Annotated in this window: 11 protein-coding genes and 3 tRNA genes; 8 read left to right on the top strand and 6 right to left on the bottom strand. The window is 38.1% G+C overall.

Translation table 11 applies throughout. The features are described from left to right. Positions 1-10: 10 nt before the first annotated feature. From recC to recD, 4 genes are read left to right on the top strand one after another with little or no spacing between them, the layout of a single operon-like run. The gene (recC, locus tag LW139_RS17000; protein WP_247850285.1) at positions 11-3,394 is read left to right on the top strand and encodes an exodeoxyribonuclease V subunit gamma; all 3,384 of its coding nucleotides are present in this window, start codon (positions 11-13) and stop codon (positions 3,392-3,394) included. Positions 3,395-3,409: 15 nt separating this feature from the next. Further along, entirely contained in the window at positions 3,410-6,298 is a 2,889-nt protein-coding gene (gene ptrA / locus LW139_RS16995) for a pitrilysin (protein ID WP_109409084.1), read from the top strand. Next, positions 6,295-9,915: an exodeoxyribonuclease V subunit beta gene (gene recB / locus LW139_RS16990; RefSeq protein WP_247850284.1), complete on the top strand. Its 3,621-nt coding sequence runs from the start codon at positions 6,295-6,297 to the stop codon at positions 9,913-9,915. The genes ptrA and recB overlap by 4 nt, the downstream gene beginning before the upstream one ends. A 2-nt stretch (positions 9,916-9,917) precedes the next feature. Next, a complete protein-coding gene (recD, locus tag LW139_RS16985; protein ID WP_247850283.1) occupies positions 9,918-11,828 on the top strand; it encodes an exodeoxyribonuclease V subunit alpha in 1,911 nt (636 codons plus the stop codon). Positions 11,829-11,904: 76 nt separating this feature from the next. On the opposite strand, the gene argA is transcribed toward recD, so the two are convergent. Beyond that, positions 11,905-13,239 (bottom strand): amino-acid N-acetyltransferase, encoded by a 1,335-nt coding sequence (argA, locus tag LW139_RS16980; RefSeq protein WP_109409081.1) that lies wholly within the window; start codon positions 13,237-13,239, stop codon positions 11,905-11,907. 240 nt (positions 13,240-13,479) lie between these two features. Here argA and amiC point away from each other — a divergent pair, with 240 nt between their 5' ends. Then, the gene (amiC, locus tag LW139_RS16975) at positions 13,480-14,742 is read left to right on the top strand and encodes an N-acetylmuramoyl-L-alanine amidase AmiC (RefSeq protein WP_166539378.1); all 1,263 of its coding nucleotides are present in this window, start codon (positions 13,480-13,482) and stop codon (positions 14,740-14,742) included. Between the two features lie 207 nt (positions 14,743-14,949). Here the strand turns inward: amiC and LW139_RS16970 are convergent. The 3 genes from LW139_RS16970 to LW139_RS16960 form a co-directional block, all read right to left on the bottom strand. After that, positions 14,950-15,026 (bottom strand) — tRNA-Met (locus tag LW139_RS16970). Between the two features lie 22 nt (positions 15,027-15,048). Next, a tRNA-Met gene (locus LW139_RS16965) sits at positions 15,049-15,125 on the bottom strand. A gap of 31 nt (positions 15,126-15,156) precedes the next feature. Next, a tRNA-Met gene (locus LW139_RS16960) sits at positions 15,157-15,233 on the bottom strand. 357 nt (positions 15,234-15,590) lie between these two features. On the opposite strand from LW139_RS16960, the gene mltA reads away from it, so the two are divergent. Together mltA and tcdA are read left to right on the top strand one after the other, a co-directional pair. Continuing rightward, complete coding sequence (gene mltA, locus LW139_RS16955) at positions 15,591-16,685, top strand: murein transglycosylase A (RefSeq protein ID WP_247850282.1); 1,095 nt, start codon at positions 15,591-15,593, stop codon at positions 16,683-16,685. 109 nt (positions 16,686-16,794) lie between these two features. Next, a complete protein-coding gene (gene tcdA, locus LW139_RS16950) occupies positions 16,795-17,613 on the top strand; it encodes a tRNA cyclic N6-threonylcarbamoyladenosine(37) synthase TcdA (RefSeq protein ID WP_109409175.1) in 819 nt (272 codons plus the stop codon). Between the two features lie 107 nt (positions 17,614-17,720). Here tcdA and csdE read toward each other — a convergent pair whose 3' ends face one another. Further along, positions 17,721-18,170 carry a cysteine desulfurase sulfur acceptor subunit CsdE gene (csdE, locus tag LW139_RS16945; RefSeq protein ID WP_166539376.1) on the bottom strand — a complete coding sequence of 150 codons (450 nt, stop codon included), beginning with the start codon at positions 18,168-18,170 and terminating at the stop codon, positions 17,721-17,723. Positions 18,171-18,175: 5 nt separating this feature from the next. After that, positions 18,176-19,387 carry a cysteine desulfurase CsdA gene (csdA, locus tag LW139_RS16940; RefSeq protein ID WP_227336015.1) on the bottom strand — a complete coding sequence of 404 codons (1,212 nt, stop codon included), beginning with the start codon at positions 19,385-19,387 and terminating at the stop codon, positions 18,176-18,178. A 661-nt stretch (positions 19,388-20,048) separates the two neighbouring features. Here csdA and LW139_RS16935 point away from each other — a divergent pair. After that, on the top strand, positions 20,049-20,969 hold the full coding sequence (locus tag LW139_RS16935) for a transcriptional regulator GcvA (RefSeq protein ID WP_023582728.1): 921 nt from the start codon (positions 20,049-20,051) through the stop codon (positions 20,967-20,969). Positions 20,970-20,984: the final 15 nt, after the last annotated feature.

Genomic DNA, 20,984 nt, shown 5'->3' with positions numbered 1-20,984 from the left:
TGAGGATCTGATGTTTCATATATATCACTCAAATCAGTTGTCATTATTAAAGTCACTTATGGTGCACTTTATGCAGACCAGACCACTCTCTTCTCCTTTTGAACAAGAAGTGATCTTAGTACAAAGCCCCGGCATGTCTCAGTGGTTGCAAATTCAGCTTGCTGAAAGTTTAGGAATTGCAGCAAATATTCGCTATCCATTACCTGCAACATTTATTTGGGAAATGTTTACGCGGGTGCTATCAGGTATACCTAAAGAAAGTGCTTTTTCTAAAGATGCCATGACATGGAAATTAATGGCATTATTGCCTGAATATTTATCCCATGAAGAATTTAAACCGCTACTTCATTATCTTGATGATGATGAAGATAAACGTAAATTACACCAATTAGCAGGGCGTGTTGCCGACTTATTTGACCAATATTTGGTATATCGCTCAGATTGGTTAGCCTCGTGGGAAAAAGATGAATTGATAGAAGGGCTGAGTGAAAATCAGCGTTGGCAGAAAATATTGTGGGTAGCATTACAGCAATACACGAAAGATCTCAATCAGCCTCAATGGCATCGTTCTAATCTTTATCAGCAATTTATTTCGACATTAAATGGTGCAAAAGAAGGAGAACTTCAGCATTGTTTTCCACCCCGTATCTTTATTTGTGGTATTTCGGCATTACCGCAAGTTTATTTGCAGGCTCTGCAAGCTATCGGGCGTCATACAGAGATCTATTTACTCTTTACCAATCCTTGCCGTTACTATTGGGGTGATATTCAAGATCCTAAATTTCTTGCTCGGCTTAATAGTAGAAAACCTCGCCATTATCAGCAATTACATGAATCACCTTGGTTTAAAGATGAAAAAAACGCCTCTTCGTTATTTAATGAAGAGGGAGAGCAAAATATTGGTAATCCTCTATTAGCCTCATGGGGAAAATTGGGTAAAGATAACCTCTATTTTCTTTCTGAACTTGAGTATACCGATGTATTGGATGCTTTTGTTGATATTCCAAGAGATAATTTACTTCATCAATTGCAAGCAGACATTCTTGATTTAGAAGATTTTTCACAACTAGGTACAACACTTAAAACCTATGAATGTAGTGAAAAAAAACGTATTATTTCACTAGATGATCACTCGTTGACCTTTCATGCAAGCCATAGCCCACAACGCGAAGTGGAAGTATTACAAGATCAATTACTGCATTTGCTTGAGCAAGATCCCGAATTACTACCAAGGGATATAATTGTGATGGTTGCGGATATTGATAATTATACGCCCTATATTCAGGCCGTTTTTGGTAATGCACCTGCTGAACGCTATCTCCCTTTTGCTATTTCTGATAGAAAAGCACGTCAAGCACACCCAGTATTACAAGCCTTTATTACGTTATTAGAACTTCCTCAAAGTCGTTTTACAGCAGAACAAGTATTAGCTTTACTTGAAGTGCCTGCGTTAGCTGGGCATTTTTCTATTTTTGAAAGTGAATTAAAACTGCTACGCCGATGGGTGGATGAATCAGGCATACGTTGGGGATTGGATGATGAAAATGTAGCTTCATTTTTACTTCCTATCACTGGTAAAAATACCTGGGAGTTTGGTTTACTGCGTATGCTGCTTGGTTATGCGATGGAAAGCGACAATGGTCCTTGGAAAGGAGTGCTTCCTTATGATGAATCTAGTGGGTTAGTCGCAGAACTTGCAGGGCATCTTGCTGATTTTCTTTACACATTAAGTGAATGGCGTACACGTTTAAGTGAAACTCGTTCCTTAGAAGCATGGTTAGAGATTGGACAGCAATTAGTTGATGCCTTTTTTGAAGCTGATGAAGAGACTGAGTTAGTTTTAGCGTTGATCACACAACAGTGGCAAAAAGTGATTGAAAATGGATTGAAAGCGCAATATCAAAATGAAATTCCATTAGTGCTTATTCGAGATGAATTAACGGTACGATTTGATGATGAAAAAATCAGTCAGCGCTTTTTGGCGGGAAGCCTAAACTTTTGTACGCTAATGCCTATGCGCTCAATTCCTTTTAAAGCAGTGTGTTTGTTGGGAATGAATGATGGCATTTATCCTCGTAATATTCAGCCATTAGGCTTTGATTTAATGGCAGAAAAACGACGTCGTGGTGACAGGAAACGTCGAGATGATGACCGTTATTTATTCCTTGAGGCACTTAGTTCGGCCGAAAAATATCTTTATATCAGTTATATCGGCAAATCGATACGTGATGATAGAGAATGTAATCCATCAGTCTTAATTAAAGAGTTACAAGACTATATCGGTCAAAATTTCCGTTTACCTGATGATGGAAAACTTAATGTTGATGATAGTGCAACTCGCATTAATCAGCATTTATTAACACAGCATAGTCGTGTTCCTTTTGCTCAAGAAAACTTCCACATTGAGGCTTCCTCTCGTTCTTATGCCTCAGAATGGTTACCAGCTGCCAGTGGGCAAGGGGAGGCTCATCAAGGTTTTACTGAGTCATTAGATGATGATATATCAATAGATAAAGTCTCCGTTGATGCACTTTCTCGTTTTTATCGTCATCCGATCCGTGCATTCTTCCAACAAAGATTAAAAACAAACTTTGTTATCGAAGAGACAGAATTACCCGAAGAAGAGCCTTTTGTGATAAACGCACTTCAACGCTATCTATTAAATCAATGGCTATTGAAAGCATTGATTGATGAAACGTCAACAGGAGCACTCTTTGAACGTATTAAAGCAGCAGGGCAACTTCCAGCAAGTGCATTTGGTCAAATTTATTGGGAACAACAAATAGAAGAGCTACTCCCTTTAGCTGAAAAAGTGAGAAGTGAACGATTAGCGTCGTATTCTGTCACATTAGAGCAAAGTTTTAGTGCGATGCCATTGATTGGACGTTTAAATGAAGTGCAAGCAGATGGCTTATTACGTTGGCGACCTGCGAGTTTAACGGCTAATGATTTATTGCAACTATGGATTGAACATCTGGTTTATTGTTTAAAAGAGGGAACTGGCGAAAGCCGGTTTTATGGCAGAAAAGAGACGCAATGGTGTTTATTGCCAGTTGATCCTGAATTTGCTTATTCGACTTTAGATAATTTAATTCACGATTATAAACAAGGGCTAAATAGCCCATTAGCGTTATTTGCGAAGAGTGGCTGGGCTTGGTTACAAGCTTGCTATGATAAAAAAACACAAGAATTTTTACTTGATGATGAAGAGACACTCGCAAAAGCGGAGTTAGTGCTGCTACAACATTTAACGGATAGCTATAATCGAGATGGCGAAATGAGTGATATGTATGTTCAGCGTGCATTCTCTCAATTAGACGAGCATTTTTTACAAACAGTAAAACAGACGACATTAACGATATTTAAACCAATAATTCCATTTTTAAAAAAATAAGGGAGCTCATATCAGATGAGAAAATACTTATCGCAACTATGGATCATGTTGCTATTGATGCTAGTGAGTATCAACAGTTTTGCTGCTGATCCACTTTGGCAAGTATTGCCAGATAGCATTGAAAAAAGTGAAAGCGATCCTCGGCAATATCAAGCGATTAAATTGCCTAATGATATGACTGTATTACTGGTTTCTGACGAAAAAGCCGTTAAATCATTAACGGCAGTTGCGTTACCTGTTGGCGCATTAGAAGATCCAGATAGTCAGCAAGGACTTGCGCACTATTTAGAACATATGGTGTTAATGGGATCGGCTAAATATCCTCAATCTGGCAGTATGTCAGAGTTCTTACAAAAGAACGGGGGATCTCATAATGCGAGTACCACTACATATCGTACAGCTTTCTACTTAGAAGTAGAAAATAGCGCCATTAATGAAGCGGTCGATCGTCTTGCAGATGCTTTAGCTGAACCTTTACTTGATCCTAAAAATGCCGATCGTGAACGTAATGCAGTTAATGCCGAGTTAACCATGGCGCGTGCGCGTGACGGTATGCGTTTTTGGCAAGTTAGAGCAGAAACCTTAAATCCAGCACATCCAAGTTCTCGCTTTATGGGCGGAAATTTAGAAACGCTGAGTGACAAGCCAAACAGCAAACTTCAAGATGAACTCATCAAATTCTATCAAACACACTATTCTGGCAACTTAATGAATGGAGTGATTTATAGTAATAAATCACTTGATGAATTATCTAAATTAGCCGCAGAAACCTTTGCTCGTATTCCAAATAAAAAAGCAGATATCCCTGTAACCACAGTGCCTGCGATGACGGATAAAGAAAAAGGGTTAATGATCCATCTAGTGCCTGCTTTACCGCAAAAAACCTTACAAATTGAATTCGGTATTGATAATAACGTTGCCGATTTTCGTAGTAAATCTGATGCATATATCGGTTATTTAATCGGTAATCGTAGTTCTGGAACACTTGCAACATGGTTACAAGATCAAGGTTTAGCTGAAAGTATTAGCGCATTTTCAGAGCCGTATATCGATCGTAACCAAGGCTCCTTTACGATTTATGTTGCACTAACAGATAAAGGTTTAGCGCAAAAAGATAAAGTTATCTCAGCCATCTTTTCATATCTTCGTTTAATTGAGTCACAAGGCATTAGTCAGCGCTATTTTGATGAAATTGCGAATGTTTTAGATCTCTCATTTCGTTATGGTTCTATTGTAAGAGATATGAATTACATAGAAGGCATTTCAGATATGATGTTGCGTTATCCAATCAAAAATATCCTGAATGCTGATTATATTGCCGATAATTATGAACCTTCAGCAATTCTTTCTCGCCTAGGATCACTTACGCCAGAAAAAGCACGTATTTGGGTGATAAGCCCTAATGAACCGTCTAATAAACAAGCTTATTTTGTTAATGCACCTTATCAAGTTGATAAAATTACAGCTAAACAATTAGAAACATGGCAGAAGTTGTCGGATGATATTTCATTATCCTTACCGACACTTAACCCATATATTCCTAATAATCTGTCGTTGATTGACGCTGATAGTAAAATCACTAAACCACAATTATTGTGGCAAGATAAAAGTGCTCGCTTGTTCTATATGCCATCACACTATTTTTCTGATGAGCCAAAAGCCAGCGTTACATTAAGTTTAGTAAATAAGAAATCAGACATTACGGTTAAACAGCAAGTTACACAAACCTTAACTGATTATCTTGCTGGTTTAGCACTTAGTGAATTATCTTACCAAGCTTCTGTTGCAGGTATGAATATCTCATCCTCATCAGGACAAGGCATTGATTTTTCAATGAATGGTTATACACAACATTTACCAGAATTAGTTAATGCAACATTAAAAAGCTATATGAGCTTTGAATCAACGCAAGAAGAGCTTGAACAGGCTAAATCTTGGTATCGTGAACAACTTGAAGTAACTCATAACCTAAAAGCGTTTGAAGCAGCTATGCTGCCAGCTCGCCGATTAAATACTATTCCGTATTATGAAGAAGCTGACAAACTCAAAGCATTAGAGTCAATTACACTACAAGATATTATTGATAACCGCCGTGAAGTGATTAAAAACGCAGCACTTCAAGCACTGATTGTTGGTAATTTAACGCCAGAGCAAAGCCGTGATATAGCGAAATCTGCACATGAGTTATTAGGTAATCAAGGAACAGAATACTGGATTGGTGAAACACTAGTATTCAATAAATTAGATGCCGTTGAATTTCAAAATAAATCAAACAGTACAGATAATGCTTTAGGCGAACTTTATATCCCTACTGGGTATAGCCGCCTTGAAGGTCAGGCTATTTCTTCTGTGTTAGCTTCAGTTATTAAACCTTGGTTTTATGATCAATTAAGAACAGAAGAGCAACTTGGTTATGCTGTATTTGCTTATCAAGGCACTATGGGTGAACAGTCTGGCCTAGGTTTCTTATTACAAAGTAATGCTAAACCTCCGGTTTACTTAAATGAACGTTATAATGCATTTTATCAGCAAGCCTACGAACGTTTGAAAAAAATGAGTGAGGCTGATTTTAATCAGTATAAGCAAGCAATTATTACTGAAGTTAAACAACCACCTCAAACTTTCTATGAAGAAGTCTCTCTTTATCGAAATGATTTCCATCGTAATAATTTAAAATATGATGGACGAGAGAAATTCTTAGCTGAGCTTAATAAAGTGACGTTAAAACAAGCTATTGAGTTTTATGAAAAAGCAGTAATAAAACCAAATGGTTTTGTGTTTGTTTCTCAAATAATTGGCAAAGATGGTAAAGATGCTGATTACGCGCAAAATAAAAAATGGAAACGTTATACGACAGTCAGTGAATTACAAAAAACGTTACCAGTTGAGGAAATTAAAGAGTGAGTGAAGCGATACAGGCACAGCCATTAAATCCTTATACACTTCCTTTGTACCAAAGGCGCCTTATTGAGGCGTCTGCGGGTACAGGTAAAACCTATACCATTGGATTACTGTATTTGCGATTACTTCTTGGTTTAGGGGGAGATTCTGCGTTTTATCGACCTCTAAGCGTTGAAGAGATCTTGGTTGTGACATTTACAGATGCGGCAACCGATGAATTACGTGCACGTATTCGTAAAAATATCCATGAGCTAAGGCTTGCCTGTATCCGTCATGATGTTGATAGTGGTGACAAAACATACCAAGAATTACTCAAACAAATTCCTAATAAAGAGTTAGCCGCGCAGTGGTTATTAGAAGCTGAGCGTCAAATGGATGAAGCTGCTATTTACACTATTCATGGATTTTGCCAGCGTATGCTGGCAAACAATGCATTTGAGTCAGGTGTATTGTTTGAACAAGTCTTGATCCAAGATGAATATGAGCTGAAAAAACGTGTTTGTGCTGATTTTTGGCGTCGCCACTGTTATCCCCTTTCTTATGATGTTGCTAATGCGGTTAGCCAGATTTGGTCTGGTCCAGAGCAGCTACTTTATGAAATACAGCCTTATTTACAAGGTGAGATGCCAGAAATAGAAGGTGTGGCATTAGACAGCGAAAATGAGTCGGTAAAAGAGCGACATCAAGCTGTTATTGAAGCCATTAATAAGGTGAAAGCGCGTTGGAATGAACATCATCATGAAGTTGAAGCGTGGATAACGGCCTCAGGAGTGGATAAACGAAGTTATAGTAGCCGTTTTTTACCTAAATGGATTGAAGAAATCACGTTATGGGCCGCAACGCTTGAAACAAAAAGCTATCAGTTACCTGATTGCTTGGTTCGTTTTTCTCAAGAAATTTTAAATGAAAAAGCGACCAAAGGCCCTGCTCCTGAGCATATTCTTTTTGTTGAAATTGAGAGTCTAACAAAACAAAGCTTAACACTGCGTGATGTTATTTTAGTGAATGCTATTCCCGAAATACGCCAAGGTATTGAAAATGAAAAAATGCGTCGGGGTGAAATGGGATTTGATGATCTCTTAACACGCTTAGATAGAGCATTAAAACGTGAAGGGGGAGAAGCATTAGCACTGGCTATTCGTGAGCGTTATCCCGTTGCAATGATTGATGAATTTCAAGATACCGATCCTCAACAATACCGTATTTTTGATGCTATTTATGGTGAGCATCAAAACAGTGGGTTACTTTTTATCGGTGATCCTAAACAGGCAATTTATGCTTTCCGTGGTGCTGATATTTTTACTTATATTCAAGCGCGAAAACAAACAACACACCATTACACTTTAAATACTAACTGGCGTTCTGCTCCGGGAATGGTGAATGCGGTTAATAAACTTTTTATGCGTTCTAGTGCTCCGTTTTTATTTGAGCATATCCCTTTTATTGAGGTGAGTTCTGCTGAAAAAAACCAAGATATGGCTTTTATTTACCATGGTAAATCGATCTCACCTTTTAACTTTTGGCTTGCTGAAGGTGAAAGCCTATCAACGGGAAATTATGAGCAAATTATGGCAACGCAATGTGCAGCTCAAATTCGTGATTGGTTATCAGCAGGCGATCAACAGCAAGCATGGCTCCTAGAGCAAGGTGAAAAAAAATCACTGACATCGGCTGATATTATGGTGCTGGTTCGTAGTCGTAGAGAAGCATTACTTATTCGTGATGCACTAAACTTACTCTCTATACAATCTGTATTCTTATCAAACCGTGAAAGTGTATTTGAAACCAATGAAGCTAAAGATTTGCTTTGGTTACTGCAAGCAGTTGTAACGCCAGAGAAAGAGCGTGTTTTAAGAGCCTCTTTAGCTAGTCGGTTATTTGGTTTTAGTGCAAGAGAAATTGATAGCCTAAATCGTGATGAACAACGCTGGAATAGTTATGTAGAGAAATTTGCTGACTACTATGTATTATGGCAAAAACGTGGCGTTTTACCGATGTTGCGTAAGATTATGATGGATAATCAGATTGCCGAGGATCTACTTGCCAGTATTGATGGTGAAAGGAGACTCACTGATATCATGCATATTGGCGAATTATTGCAGGAAACCTCGTTACAGCTTGATAGTGAACATGCGCTTATTCGTTGGTTAGCACAACAAATTTCTCATCCTGATGCGCAATCAGAAAGCCAACAAATGCGTTTGGAAAGTGACCGAAATCTTGTGCGAATTTGTACTATTCATAAATCCAAAGGCCTTGAATATCCTATTGTCTGCTTACCTTTTGCTTGTAACTATCAAGAGCAAAAAGGGGCGCTTTATCATGACAGAGAAAAATTTTACGCTAAGTTAGATATTTTTAGCAGGCCTGAAAGCTTGCGTTTAGCGGATGAAGAACGTTTAGCAGAAGATTTACGCCTACTTTATGTAGCATTAACTCGTTCTAAATTTTGTTGTTATGTGGGCGCTGCGCCATTGGTGAAAGGGAATAAACGTAAATCGGGACTGACTGATCTTCATAAAAATGCTTTAGGGTATTTATTACAGCAAGGTGAAGAAGGGAATAGCGAATTATTACATCAATCAATCCATGCATTACTCGATGAAAATATTAGTGTGATCACGCTCGATGAAGTTTCAGCACAACGTTACCAACCTCAGTTAGTCAATGAGGCAAAATTAGAGGCTGCAGTATTTAAACGTAAAATCCATGATAATTGGCGTATAACCAGTTATTCAGGACTAACTTATCAACATTCAAATCGCGGATACCATTTCGATTTGGGCGATATTGAGGCTTTAGTGCAATCTATTGCTCCTGGATTGGATACTGATGCCAAAGGTGAGAAACAACGAGAAGAAACAGATGAAAATTCGATTCATCATTTTCCTCGTGGTGCGGTTGCGGGAACATTCTTACATGGCTTGCTTGAAGTCTTAGATTTTTCTCAACCCATTGATGAACAATGGATGCAAGAGCAATTAACGGCTCAAGGATTTGATGAAAAGTGGGCGCCATTATTAGTAACATGGATGGAAACACTGTTTTATACCCCTCTTAATGATGATGGATTATGCCTTGCTGATATCCCTAAAACACAACAACTTGATGAGTTACAATTTTATTTGCCAATTGAACAAGAAATAACATCATCTCAGTTGACTCAATTAATAAGTCAGTTTGATCCCTTATCAAAACGTTGTGCTGCTTTACAATTCCAGCAAGTAGAAGGCATGTTAAAAGGTTTTATTGACTTAGTGTTTTGCTGGGAAGGGAAATACTATGTGGTGGATTACAAATCAAATTGGTTAGGTGAATCGAGTGAAGATTACACTCAAGAAGCGATGGTCAATGCAATGATAGATCACCGTTACGATTTGCAGTACCAACTCTATACATTAGCATTACATCGTTTTTTACAGCAACGCATTCCAGATTATGATTACAAAAGCCATTTTGGGGGAATTTATTATCTTTTCTTACGTGGTATAGATAAAGCACACCCTGGAAATGGAGTTTATGCTTATTTACCTGATGAGGCGTTTGTTTTGGCGCTAGATGCGTTATTTACAGGCAAAAGTATGAAAAGTAGCACTCCTGATGTAGTCGATGAGAAATAAAAATGATCAAACTATTAGAACAAGCGATTACACAAAATGTATTACGACCGTTAGATCTTCGATTTGCACAAATGCTGGTGGAAGATGAAAATCCGATTTTACTGTTTATCTTTGCTTATTTAAGCACTCAAACAGGAGCTGGACATGTTTGTTTGCCATTAAATATTATCAAAGAAAATCAATTGTTTGATGGTAGGCAAGACGAACTTGCTCGCGCTATTTGGCAAAGAATGGGAGAGCCTTCTACTGATCAAATAATTGAAGCGTTAATACATAGTCATTGTGTTAATCAAGGTGGTGATAATTCTCCATCACCTATCATTTTAGATAATGGGCTTCTTTATCTGCAAAGAATGTGGAGCTATGAAGAAAAAGTGGCTCAATTTTTTAGGCAAGAACATCCGGTGGTTGATATTGATGAAAATGCATTAATTAAAGCACTCAATCAGCTTTTTCCAACAGCAAAAGAAAATAAAGAAACTAATTGGCAGAAAGTAGCTGCCAGTGTTGCTATCACTAGCCCTATCTCTATTATCTCTGGCGGTCCAGGAACAGGAAAAACCACAACGGTGGCAAAAATCTTGGCTGCTTTTGTGATGCTTACTTCGAATGAGAAACCCATTATTCAATTAGCAGCACCAACTGGAAAAGCTGCTGCCCGATTAACAGAATCCCTAGGTAAAGCACTTGCTCAACTTGCTTTAAGTGAAGAAGAAAATAAGTGGATGCCAAAGCAAGCACAAACTATTCATCGTTTGTTAGGGGCTCAGCCGGAAAGCCAGCAAGTGCGTTACCATAAAGATAATCCATTACAACTTGATATTTTAGTGGTTGATGAAGCGTCAATGGTTGATTTACCTATGATGGCTCGCTTAATTGATGCACTCCCACAGCAATGCCACGTTATTTTCTTGGGAGATAAAGACCAACTCGCTTCTGTTGAGGCTGGAGCTGTATTAGGGGATATTTGCCGTTTTGCGGATGATGGTTTGAGCCAAAAGCGATTTGATAAAATTGATTATTTAACACAAGGTGAGTTATCAAAATCTGCAGATATTATCTCTGTTTCTAACACACCCGTTTCAGTTGTTAGTGATTCACTTTGCCTATTACGAAAAAGCTATCGATTTGGCTCGAATTCAGGAATTGGTCAACTTGCTTTTGCTGTAAACCAAGGACAGACTAAAACAGCGCTGACATTGCTGAAGAAGGCAGTAATTACGCCTCAACAAATTGAAATGGCACTAGATACTCAAGATGTGAATTTTATCCCATTAGAGAGTGATGAAAACTATTTACTGATGATACAAGATGCAGCACAAACCTATCGACAGTATCTCTCATTGATAGCAGAAAAAGCCACTCCTGATGCGATCCTTAACACATTTAACCAGTATCGTTTATTGTGTGCATTAAGAGAAGGGCCATTTGGTGTAAGTGGGTTAAATGATCGAATTGAAATGCTATTGCACCGTCAACGATTAATTCGTCGCCCTACAAATAGCTACCAGAGTGACTACATTGGACGTCCGATTATGATCCAGAGAAATGATAGTACACTTGGGCTGTTTAATGGTGATATTGGTATTATGCTCAATAATGATGAAGGCGAAATGAAAGCCTTTTTCCAATTGCCAGATGGTACCTTAAAAGCCATTCAGCCTAGCCGGTTACCTCAACACGAAACGGCGTATGTTATGACAGTGCATAAATCACAGGGATCTGAATTTACACATACAGCATTAGTATTACCTGAAAAATTTTCGCCAGTGGTCAGCCGTGAATTACTGTACACCGCCTTAACTCGCGCTAAACAAAAACTTTCTCTTTATGCCTGCGAATATATGGTGAAAATGGCTATTCAAACACGTATTCAGCGTCGAAGTGGTTTAGTCGATAAGTTACGTTACTAATCTCTATCAGATAAGACAAAAACAATAAAAGACAGATATTGAGAGGGATACCTGTCTTTTTGTTTATATTTGATAGTTACTCTTTATGTAAATCTAAAATCAAAATTTTGGAGCGACGCTGATAATTGTAGAGCGCCTGCTTTTCAATGGGTAATTTATCAATTTCAGCAGGTTCAAATCCTTTTTCTTGAAACCAGTGAATACTGCGCGTTGTTAAAACAAATAGTTTTTCTAATCCTAATTGCTTAGCATGGGCAGAAATTCGTTGTAGTAATACCTCACCACGACAAGAGCTACGATAATCAGGATGAACAGCAACACAAGCCATTTCACCAATTTTTTCTGATTGATAAGGGTAAAGAGCAGCACAGGCTATAGTCATATTATCGCGTTCAATAATGGTGAATTGATCTATCTCCATTTCTAATTGTTCTCTTGAACGTCTGACTAAAATACCTTGTTGCTCTAATGGGCGAATAAGTTCGAGTATGCCACCAATATCATTGATATTGGCTCTACGAACTTTTTCTGCACTTTCCATCACGATTTGAGTTCCTATACCATCGCGAGAGAATAGCTCTTGAATAAGCGCACCATCAGATTGATAACTTAATAGGTGACTGCGCTCTACGCCTCGGCGACAGGCTTTAACGGCACCTCGCAAAAATCTGACTGTACCTGAGTGGTAATCGCCTTCGGTTTGTAGCTCTTGGATTTTATCTTCGGCTTGATTAGGTAGTAATTCAGAGACAATGTGTCCATCTTCATCGACAACACCCTGGAAAGAGCAAAAACCAATAATTTTTTGCGCTTTAAGTTTTATAGCAAGTTGTGTCGCTACTTCTTCAGATGTGAGATTAAAGCTTTCACCAGTAACAGACACTGCAACAGGGCCAATTAATACGATGGCGTTACTGTCTAATTGACGGTGAATAGCTTCTTCATCAATACGACGAATTTTTCCGCTATGACAATAATCCACGCCATCATCAACTCCCAAGGGTTGTGCAATGACAAAGTTGCCACTAACGACATTAATATGCGCACCTTGTAATGGTGTATTACTTAAACTCATTGATAAACGTGCAGTGATGTCGAGCTGTAATGTACCCGCTGCTTGTTTAACAATTTCTAAGGTTTTACTATCAGTAATACGAGTATATTTATGATAAATTGGTGAAACTTTTTGTACTTCAAGTGCCATATCAATTTGTGGTCTTGCGCCATAAACAACCACTAAACGGATACCTAAACTGTGTAGTAATCCAATATCGTTAATGATAGATGGAAAATTTTCATGTGCGATAGCTTCGCCACCCAACATAATGACAAATGTTTTGCCTCTATGTGCATTAATATACGGAACCGAGTGGCGGAATCCATCGACCAATTCGGTGCTACGCTCTTTCATAAAACCCTCTCAAGTGAATTTTTATTCGCATTTAATGTATTTTTATTCTTTTTGATGAGGAATGGCAAGTAAAATCCTATCTTATTGTTTTGCATGAGGGCAGAATATTCGTGTAAATGTGAGTAATTGTGCTGTTTTTAAGTGACAGTAGAGTGTGGATTGGGTAAAGTTTTTCGTTCTTAACTTTTTTTATCTCTTTTTAGAGTTTATTGACGTTAATCGTTTTTTTGGAATATTTTCATGAGTCATTCTGAGCACAATCAAACTCGTCGTCGTCTTATTAAAGGAATTGGCGCGTTATTATTGTTAAGTGTTAGTCCTGTTGGCTTTGCTGCGACAGCATCTATTGTTGCTGTCAGGGTTTGGCCAGCCTCGACTTATACTCGCGTGACTATAGAATCAAAAACACCACTGAAATATCGTCAGTTTGCATTATCAAACCCAGAACGTATTGTGGTGGATTTAGAAGGTATTCAGCTTAATAGCGTATTAAAGGGTATGGCTAATCAAGTTCAGACTAGCGATCCTTATTTAAAGTTGATCCGTGTTGGTCAAAATACGCCTAAAACAGTGCGATTAGTTTTTGAAGTAAAAACACCAGTACAACCACAAATGTTTACTCTAAAACCTGTTGCGGAATTTAAAAACCGTTTGGTGTTAGATTTCTACCCAAGCCATGGTGCAAATGCTGAAGATGATCCACTCTTAGCACTGTTACGTGAATATAATGATGGTGATTTACAACAAGCGGTACCAGCCCAAACAGACACCCGAAAACCGGGTAGGGCAGGGAGAGACAGACCTATCATTATCATGATCGATCCTGGGCATGGTGGGGAGGATCCTGGTGCCATTGGAAAATACAAAACACGTGAAAAAGATGTGGTATTACAAATTGCACGTCGCTTAAGAACATTAATTGATAAAGACGCCAAAATGAAGGCGTATATGACACGTAATGAAGATGTGTTTATTCCATTAACGGTGCGTGTTGCTAAAGCACGAAAAATGCAAGCTGACTTGTTTGTTTCTATTCATGCTGATGCATTTACGAATCGTTCTGCCAGAGGTTCATCTGTTTTTGCGTTATCAAAAACAGGGGCGACCAGTAACACTGCACGCTATCTTGCACAAACACAAAATGAGTCTGATTTAATCGGTGGTGTGAGCAAAAGTGGTGACCGTTATGTTGATCATGCGATGCTTGATCTTGTACAAACGGCAACTATCAATGACAGTTTAAAATTTGGTAGTGAAGTGCTTAAGTTGTTGGGAGGGATTAATAAACTACATAAGAATAAAGTTGATCAGGCAGGGTTTGCGGTATTAAAAGCCCCTGAGATCCCCTCTATTTTAGTAGAGACTGCCTTTATCAGTAATATCGAAGAAGAGAAGAAACTGAAAACGGCTAAATTCCAGCAACAAATTGCAGAATCTATTTTTAAAGGGATCAAAGCTTATTTCGCTAATGGCGGTGAATTAACCTTAGCTGACCGTAGCTAATCTCTTCCTATACCCTTTTTTATATTCCAGTAGAAAGCTAAGATCATGTGTTTTCTATTGGAATTTCTATTGTATTTTCAGCACAATAAATTTATCCAATATGTTATTGAAATAAAAGAAAATTGATGTAGTAAATCTATGATTGATAAGATCAGCTTTTTGAATTAAAAGAGAAAATAAAAATGAGAGGAAATCTTGAAGAAAAATTGGTTGCGGGAGCTGGATTTGAACCAACGACCTTCGGGTTATGAGCCCGACGAGCTACCATGCTGCTCCATCCCGCGACTGAATTTTTATTTATAGAATTGGTTGCGGGAGCTGGATTTGAACCAACGACCTTCGGGTTATGAGCCCGACGAGCTACCATGCTGCTCCATCCCGCGACTGATACTATAAACTTACTGCTTTGTGAATTGGTTGCGGGGGCCAGATTTGAACTGACGACCTTCGGGTTATGAGCCCGACGAGCTACCAAGCTGCTCCACCCCGCGTCTCCACAGAGGGGCACTATACTCAGGATCTGCTGAGTTGCAAGTTTTTTATGAAATTTTTATCGTTTTCTTTTAAAAACGGTCAGAAATAATACATGAGGATGCAATTTTAGGCAGTTATACTCGTGGTGCTTAAAGTTGTAGGAGCTGACTATACTCATTGGAGTCACATCGTTTATCTAAGTTTCTCTCTCTATTTCCACTTGTTGTGACTTAATGTTTAAAAGTCATATTGATTAGGGGATAATAGAAAACCTTAACTATCAGTATATCCATATTCATATCTTTATTGATTTGGCTTTGGTATCTTTTTAATTCAAAATCAACACTCAAATTTAGTCATTAAGCGGGCAAAAAATGATTACTTGGCGAAAATCGTTAATTTTAGGTATGTTAGCGCTTGCCTTGACAGGATGTCATCGTCCTACAGAGCAAGGTCAGCAATATAAAGATGGGAAACTTAAACAAGACTTGATCGAAGTCAGCTCGCCAAATACACAAGGCACACCGATTAATGGCCCAGATTATCTGCAACAAGTTAATCAGATAAATCAAACATCATCTCGTTTGTATAATAGTAACAAAGAGACTTATCAAGCAGTTGAAAACTGGCTACGTTCAGGGGCTGATACTCGCCAATTACGTCAATTTAATCTTTCCACCTTTCAAATGGAAGGTGTTGATAACTATGGTAATGTTCAGTTTACAGGTTATTATACGCCAGTCCTTGAAGCTCGTTTAACACGACAAGGTGAATTCCAATATCCTCTTTATAAAATGCCCGCCAATAGTCGCTCGAAACTTCCTTCACGTGCAGCTATCTATAATGGTGCATTAAGCCAATCTTTAATTGCGGCTTACAGTAATTCCATTATGGATAATTTTATGATGGAAGTTCAGGGAAGTGGTTACGTTGATTTTGGTGATGGAAAACCACTTACCTTTTTCGGTTATGCAGGGAAAAATGGGCATGCTTATCGAAGCATAGGTAAAGTGCTAATCGACAATGGTGAAGTAGAAAGAAAAGATATGTCGATGCTTGCTATCAGAGAATGGGCTGATAAACATAGCGACACTGAAGTGAGAAAATTATTAGAAGAAAATCCTTCATTTGTTTTTTTTAAACCTGAGCCTTTTACACCAGTAAGAGGAGCAAGTGCTATTCCATTAATTGCACTTGCATCAGTGGCTTCTGATAGAAGTATTATTCCTGCGGGAACTGTATTACTGGCTGAAATTCCTGTGCTTGATAATTCAGGTAAGTTTACAGGCGAATATCAAATGCGTTTGATGGTGGCATTAGATGTAGGTGGCGCAATTAAAGGGCATCATTTCGATATTTATCATGGGATTGGTAAAGATGCAGGTCATATGGCAGGTTTTTATAATCATTATGGACGTGTTTGGGTATTAAAAAAATCACAACTTAACTTGCTAAATCCTTCGTCATAAAACGATTTACTATTTATCAGATTATTATTAACGGTAAAATCAGGCAAACGACATGGCTATTGATATTAATAGCCATGATTATTTCTGTTATTTAGGTTGTTATCGCATTATGCAAAATTCATTATCAGATTCATATTTACAACGCTTTTCTGGAATAGGACGACTTTATGGGCAAAAAGCGTTGTCTTATTTTGCTCAGGCTCATATTTGTGTCGTGGGTATAGGTGGAGTAGGCAGTTGGGCTGCGGAAGCGCTGGCACGCAGTGGTATTGGTTCTATCACCTTAATTGATATGGATGATGTTTGTGTAACTAATACAAATAGGCAAATACATGCATTAAAAGAAAATGTGGGTCAGCCTAAATGTGACGTTATGAAACAGCGTATTTTAGAAATCAACCCAGAATGTAATGTCACTAGTATTGATGATTTTGTCACGGTTGATAATGTCGCTGAGATGATGAATAACGATTTTGATTATGTGATTGATGCGATTGATAGTGTTAGACCAAAAGCTGCGTTATTAGCCTATTGTCGCCGTTATAAAATTCCTGTGATCACAACGGGAGGGGCTGGTGGGCAAATTGATCCAACCCAAATCCAAGTGGTTGATTTAGCAAAAACAATTCAAGATCCTTTAGCAGCTAAATTAAGAGAACGTTTAAAATCTGATTTTAATGTTGTAAAAAATAGCAAAGGTAAGTTAGGTATAGACTGTGTTTTTTCTACTGAACAACTGGTTTATCCACAAGGTGATGGTACAGTTTGCGCAGCGAAAAGTACTGCTGACGGTGTAAAGCGAATGGATTGTTCTGCAGGATTTGGCGCAGTAACGATGGTAACCGCTTCTTTTGGTTTTATTGCGGTGTCTCATGCGTTGAAGAAGATGTTAGCGAAGGCTCAACGTACTTGTCATATTTCAAGTTGAAGCGTTGTTGACGGCGTTCATTCGCACTAGTCACATACTTATGTATGTGACTAGCGACTCATTCCTTTGTCGCCTAGCTGTGACTTGAATTATTTAAAGTATCAAACTTAATACTGGGATGTGAGTGATTTTAGCCGTGCGATAATCGCATTAACTCCGTCTGTACGAGATTGGCTAATCTGATTAGCCAATCCTAATTGATCGAAAATCGCTAATATATCGATATCAGCTATTTCTTGTGCCGTTTTATTTTCAACTATCGTTAAGATAATCGTCAGTAAGCCTTTTACAATACGACCATCACTATCGCCATAAACATGGTATTTGCCGTTATTATTTAACTCGACACCAAGCCACACTCTATTTTCACAACCCTTGATCTCTTTTTCTGTAGTTTTTAATGCATCAGGTAATGTGGGCAATTTTCGTGAGAGCTGAATTAATTGACGATATTTATCTTCCCATGCTTTTGATTTTTGAAAATCATTAAGCAATACCTCTAAGGTAATTTCATGACCAAAAGGGTGTTGCGTGGTGAGATGATGTGTGTTGTTCATTATGATTATTCGTCTTTTAAGAGTGTTAAAGCAAAATTAATGGCATTAATAAAAGCATCAATATCAGCACGTTGATTATAAGGCATAAAAGAAATACGTAAACAGCCTGAAATATTTAATGAATCAATAAGAGGCTGTGCACAATGTTGTCCTGTACGTAATGCTATGCCTTTCTCTGTGATTAATGTTGCTAAATCACTATGGTGGATACCTGCAAAATTAAAAGAGATGACGGATGAGTTTGGTGCGCGATAGCTGATAAATCCATCTAACTCACGTAGGCGCCTTTCAGCTTCATCAGCAAGCTCCAATGTATATTGGTTAGCCTGATACATATCTTGTGTTTCTAGCCATGCTAATGTTGCTGAGAAAGCGATAACACCCGCAACATTAGGTGTTCCGGCTTCAAAACAATGAGGAATAGCGGCAGGTGTAAAACTATTAAAGGTTGCATTTGTTAGCATTTTCCCCCCACCATGCCAAGGTGCCATCTGGTATAAAAGCTCACGTTTACCATAACAAATACCTAATCCATTAGGGCCATAAAGCTTGTGTGCGGAGAAAACATAAAAATCAATATCAAGTGCGATCACATCCGTTGAGTGGTGTGCGATACCTTGTGCGCCATCAACAACCAATAAGCAATTATGATATTGGTGAACACATTGAGACACTTTATCTAATGCGATTTGAGCACCTGTTACATTCGACATTTGGCTAATTGCCACAATACGAGTTCGCTCACTGATCAAGCGATTTAGATCCTCAATTGAAGGCAAAAAATCATCTTCAATAGCCCAAGGGATCACCTGTGCACCTGTTTGTTCTGCTAGGATCAACCAAGGTATAAGGTTGGCATGATGTTCTTGCTCACTCACTATTATTTCATCACCTGCCTGTAACCGTGGACGAAAATAGCCTTGAGCAATCAAGTTGAGTGATTCTGTGGTGCCTTTTGTCCAAATAATAGTATCACTATCAGCACTATTAATTAATTTGGCAACTTGTTGACGAGTCGCTTCAAACTGTTGTGTGGTTTCTTTAGCGTGTTGATATTGGCTACGATGAACCGTCGCAAAATTGTGGCGATAAAAATTATCTGAGGCTTCTATCATTGCAAGAGGCTTTAATGCCGTAGCTGCGCTATCAAGATAAACTGTGTTTGCTTCAAGAGCAGGAAATTGTTGTCGAAATAATTCAGGGGAAAATACGTTCATAATTATGCTGTGTTAGTAGATGAATAATGTTTCGTAATTTGTAGTAAAAATAGGGCGTATAGATTATACGGTTAATTATATTTATTTATAATAAAAAACTAAGAACATCCGTTTATAGCATGATAGTGCGCCCATAATAACACGACAAAGATGGCGAAAGTTCACTCAATAAAAAATCACAGATAGCAGATTTATCATGTATTTTTTCTTTAATTTAATCATTTTAAAGAGAATATGATGCATTTTTCAGAACATTGACAATAAATTTATTGTAAAGAAAAGATGAAAACATCAAAAGTGAGTGTATAGAAGATGAAAAGTTAGATAAAAATAGGGAATAAAAAAAGCACCGCCTTGGCGGTGCACTATAAAATCACTATGGACAGACAGGGTAAATGTACAGGAAGTGAAAAAAAACAGTAGCATCAGCTACTAAGTCTGGAATTTCCAGACAACTTGCAAACACAACATCACAACCACAAAGCCAAAAGTTTTGCAGTATTACTACTACACAACTTTTCGTTCCGGCTTAGGAAGTGCGCTTACTATAGGTATTTACTGGCTAATCATCAAGGGACAAATTATAATGCTTCGCATAAAAAAAACTAATGATGAAAGTTAGGGTCTACTAATAGCCAAAATAGGGGTTTAAGAGCCGAATATGTCTAAACGTTTACCACCATTAAATGCGCTTAGGGTTTTTGATTCAGCTGCACGTCATTTAAGTTTTACTAAAGCTGCTGAAGAATTATTTGTGACGCAAGCAGCAGTGAGCCATCAAATTAAAACACTAGAAGAATTCCTTGGGCTAAAATTATTTAGAAGACGTAATCGCTCGCTTTTATTGACTGAAGAAGGGCAAAGTTATTATCTCGATATCAAGGAAATTTTTTCATCAATTAACGAGGCAACTCGCAAATTATTAGCGAGAAGCGCGAAAGGTGCACTGACTGTTAGCCTTTCTCCAAGTTTTGCGATTCAATGGCTAGTACCTAGGTTATCTGGATTTAATCAAGCTTATCCGGGGATTGATGTACGAATTCAGGCTGTTGATAGAGAAGAGGATAAGCTTGCTGATGACGTTGATGTGGCAATTTTTTATGGTCGAGGAAACTGGACAGGGCTACGAACAGACCGTCTTTATGCTGAATATTTAATTCCTGTTTGTGCGCCATCTTTACTTACAGGTGAAAAACCACTAAAAACCCCATCAGATCTGATTTATCATACGCTACTACATGATACATCTCGTCGAGACTGGCAAGCTTATGTTCGCCAATTAGAGATACAAAATCAGATCAATGTGCAGCAAGGCCCCATTTTTAGTCATAGTTCAATGGTGATCCAGGCCGCTGTACATGGGCAAGGTGTTGCATTAGTTAATAATGTCATGGCACGTAGTGAAATAGAATCAGGTCGGCTAGTTAGACCTTTTCCAGATGTCCTTGTCAGTAAAAATGCATTTTATTTAGTTTGCCAAGATAGTCAGGCTGAATTGGGTAAAATTGCGGCTTTTCGCCAATGGATTTTATCACAAGCAGCGAATGAACAAGAAAAGCTGGGTTTACTGACATCATCTTAATATTATGATTGGCAA

Origin of the sequence: Proteus vulgaris, assembly GCF_023100685.1 — a bacterium.
Classification (GTDB): Bacteria; Pseudomonadota; Gammaproteobacteria; order Enterobacterales; family Enterobacteriaceae; genus Proteus.
Note: the sequence above shows the minus strand (reverse complement) of the source record. Positions and strands in the feature narration are given on the sequence as shown.

What these genes read in the sequence shown, in the direction of transcription:
- csdE (WP_166539376.1), bottom strand. Translation starts at nt 18,170, where the DNA reads ATGAACAACACACATCATCTCACCACGCAACACCCTTTTGGTCATGAA.
- mltA (WP_247850282.1), top strand. Translation starts at nt 15,591, where the DNA reads ATGATTACTTGGCGAAAATCGTTAATTTTAGGTATGTTAGCGCTTGCC.
- tcdA (WP_109409175.1), top strand. Translation starts at nt 16,795, where the DNA reads ATGCAAAATTCATTATCAGATTCATATTTACAACGCTTTTCTGGAATA.
- LW139_RS16935 (WP_023582728.1), top strand. Translation starts at nt 20,049, where the DNA reads ATGTCTAAACGTTTACCACCATTAAATGCGCTTAGGGTTTTTGATTCA.
- recC (WP_247850285.1), top strand. Translation starts at nt 11, where the DNA reads ATGTTTCATATATATCACTCAAATCAGTTGTCATTATTAAAGTCACTT.
- ptrA (WP_109409084.1), top strand. Translation starts at nt 3,410, where the DNA reads ATGAGAAAATACTTATCGCAACTATGGATCATGTTGCTATTGATGCTA.
- argA (WP_109409081.1), bottom strand. Translation starts at nt 13,239, where the DNA reads ATGAAAGAGCGTAGCACCGAATTGGTCGATGGATTCCGCCACTCGGTT.
- amiC (WP_166539378.1), top strand. Translation starts at nt 13,480, where the DNA reads ATGAGTCATTCTGAGCACAATCAAACTCGTCGTCGTCTTATTAAAGGA.
- recD (WP_247850283.1), top strand. Translation starts at nt 9,918, where the DNA reads ATGATCAAACTATTAGAACAAGCGATTACACAAAATGTATTACGACCG.
- csdA (WP_227336015.1), bottom strand. Translation starts at nt 19,387, where the DNA reads ATGAACGTATTTTCCCCTGAATTATTTCGACAACAATTTCCTGCTCTT.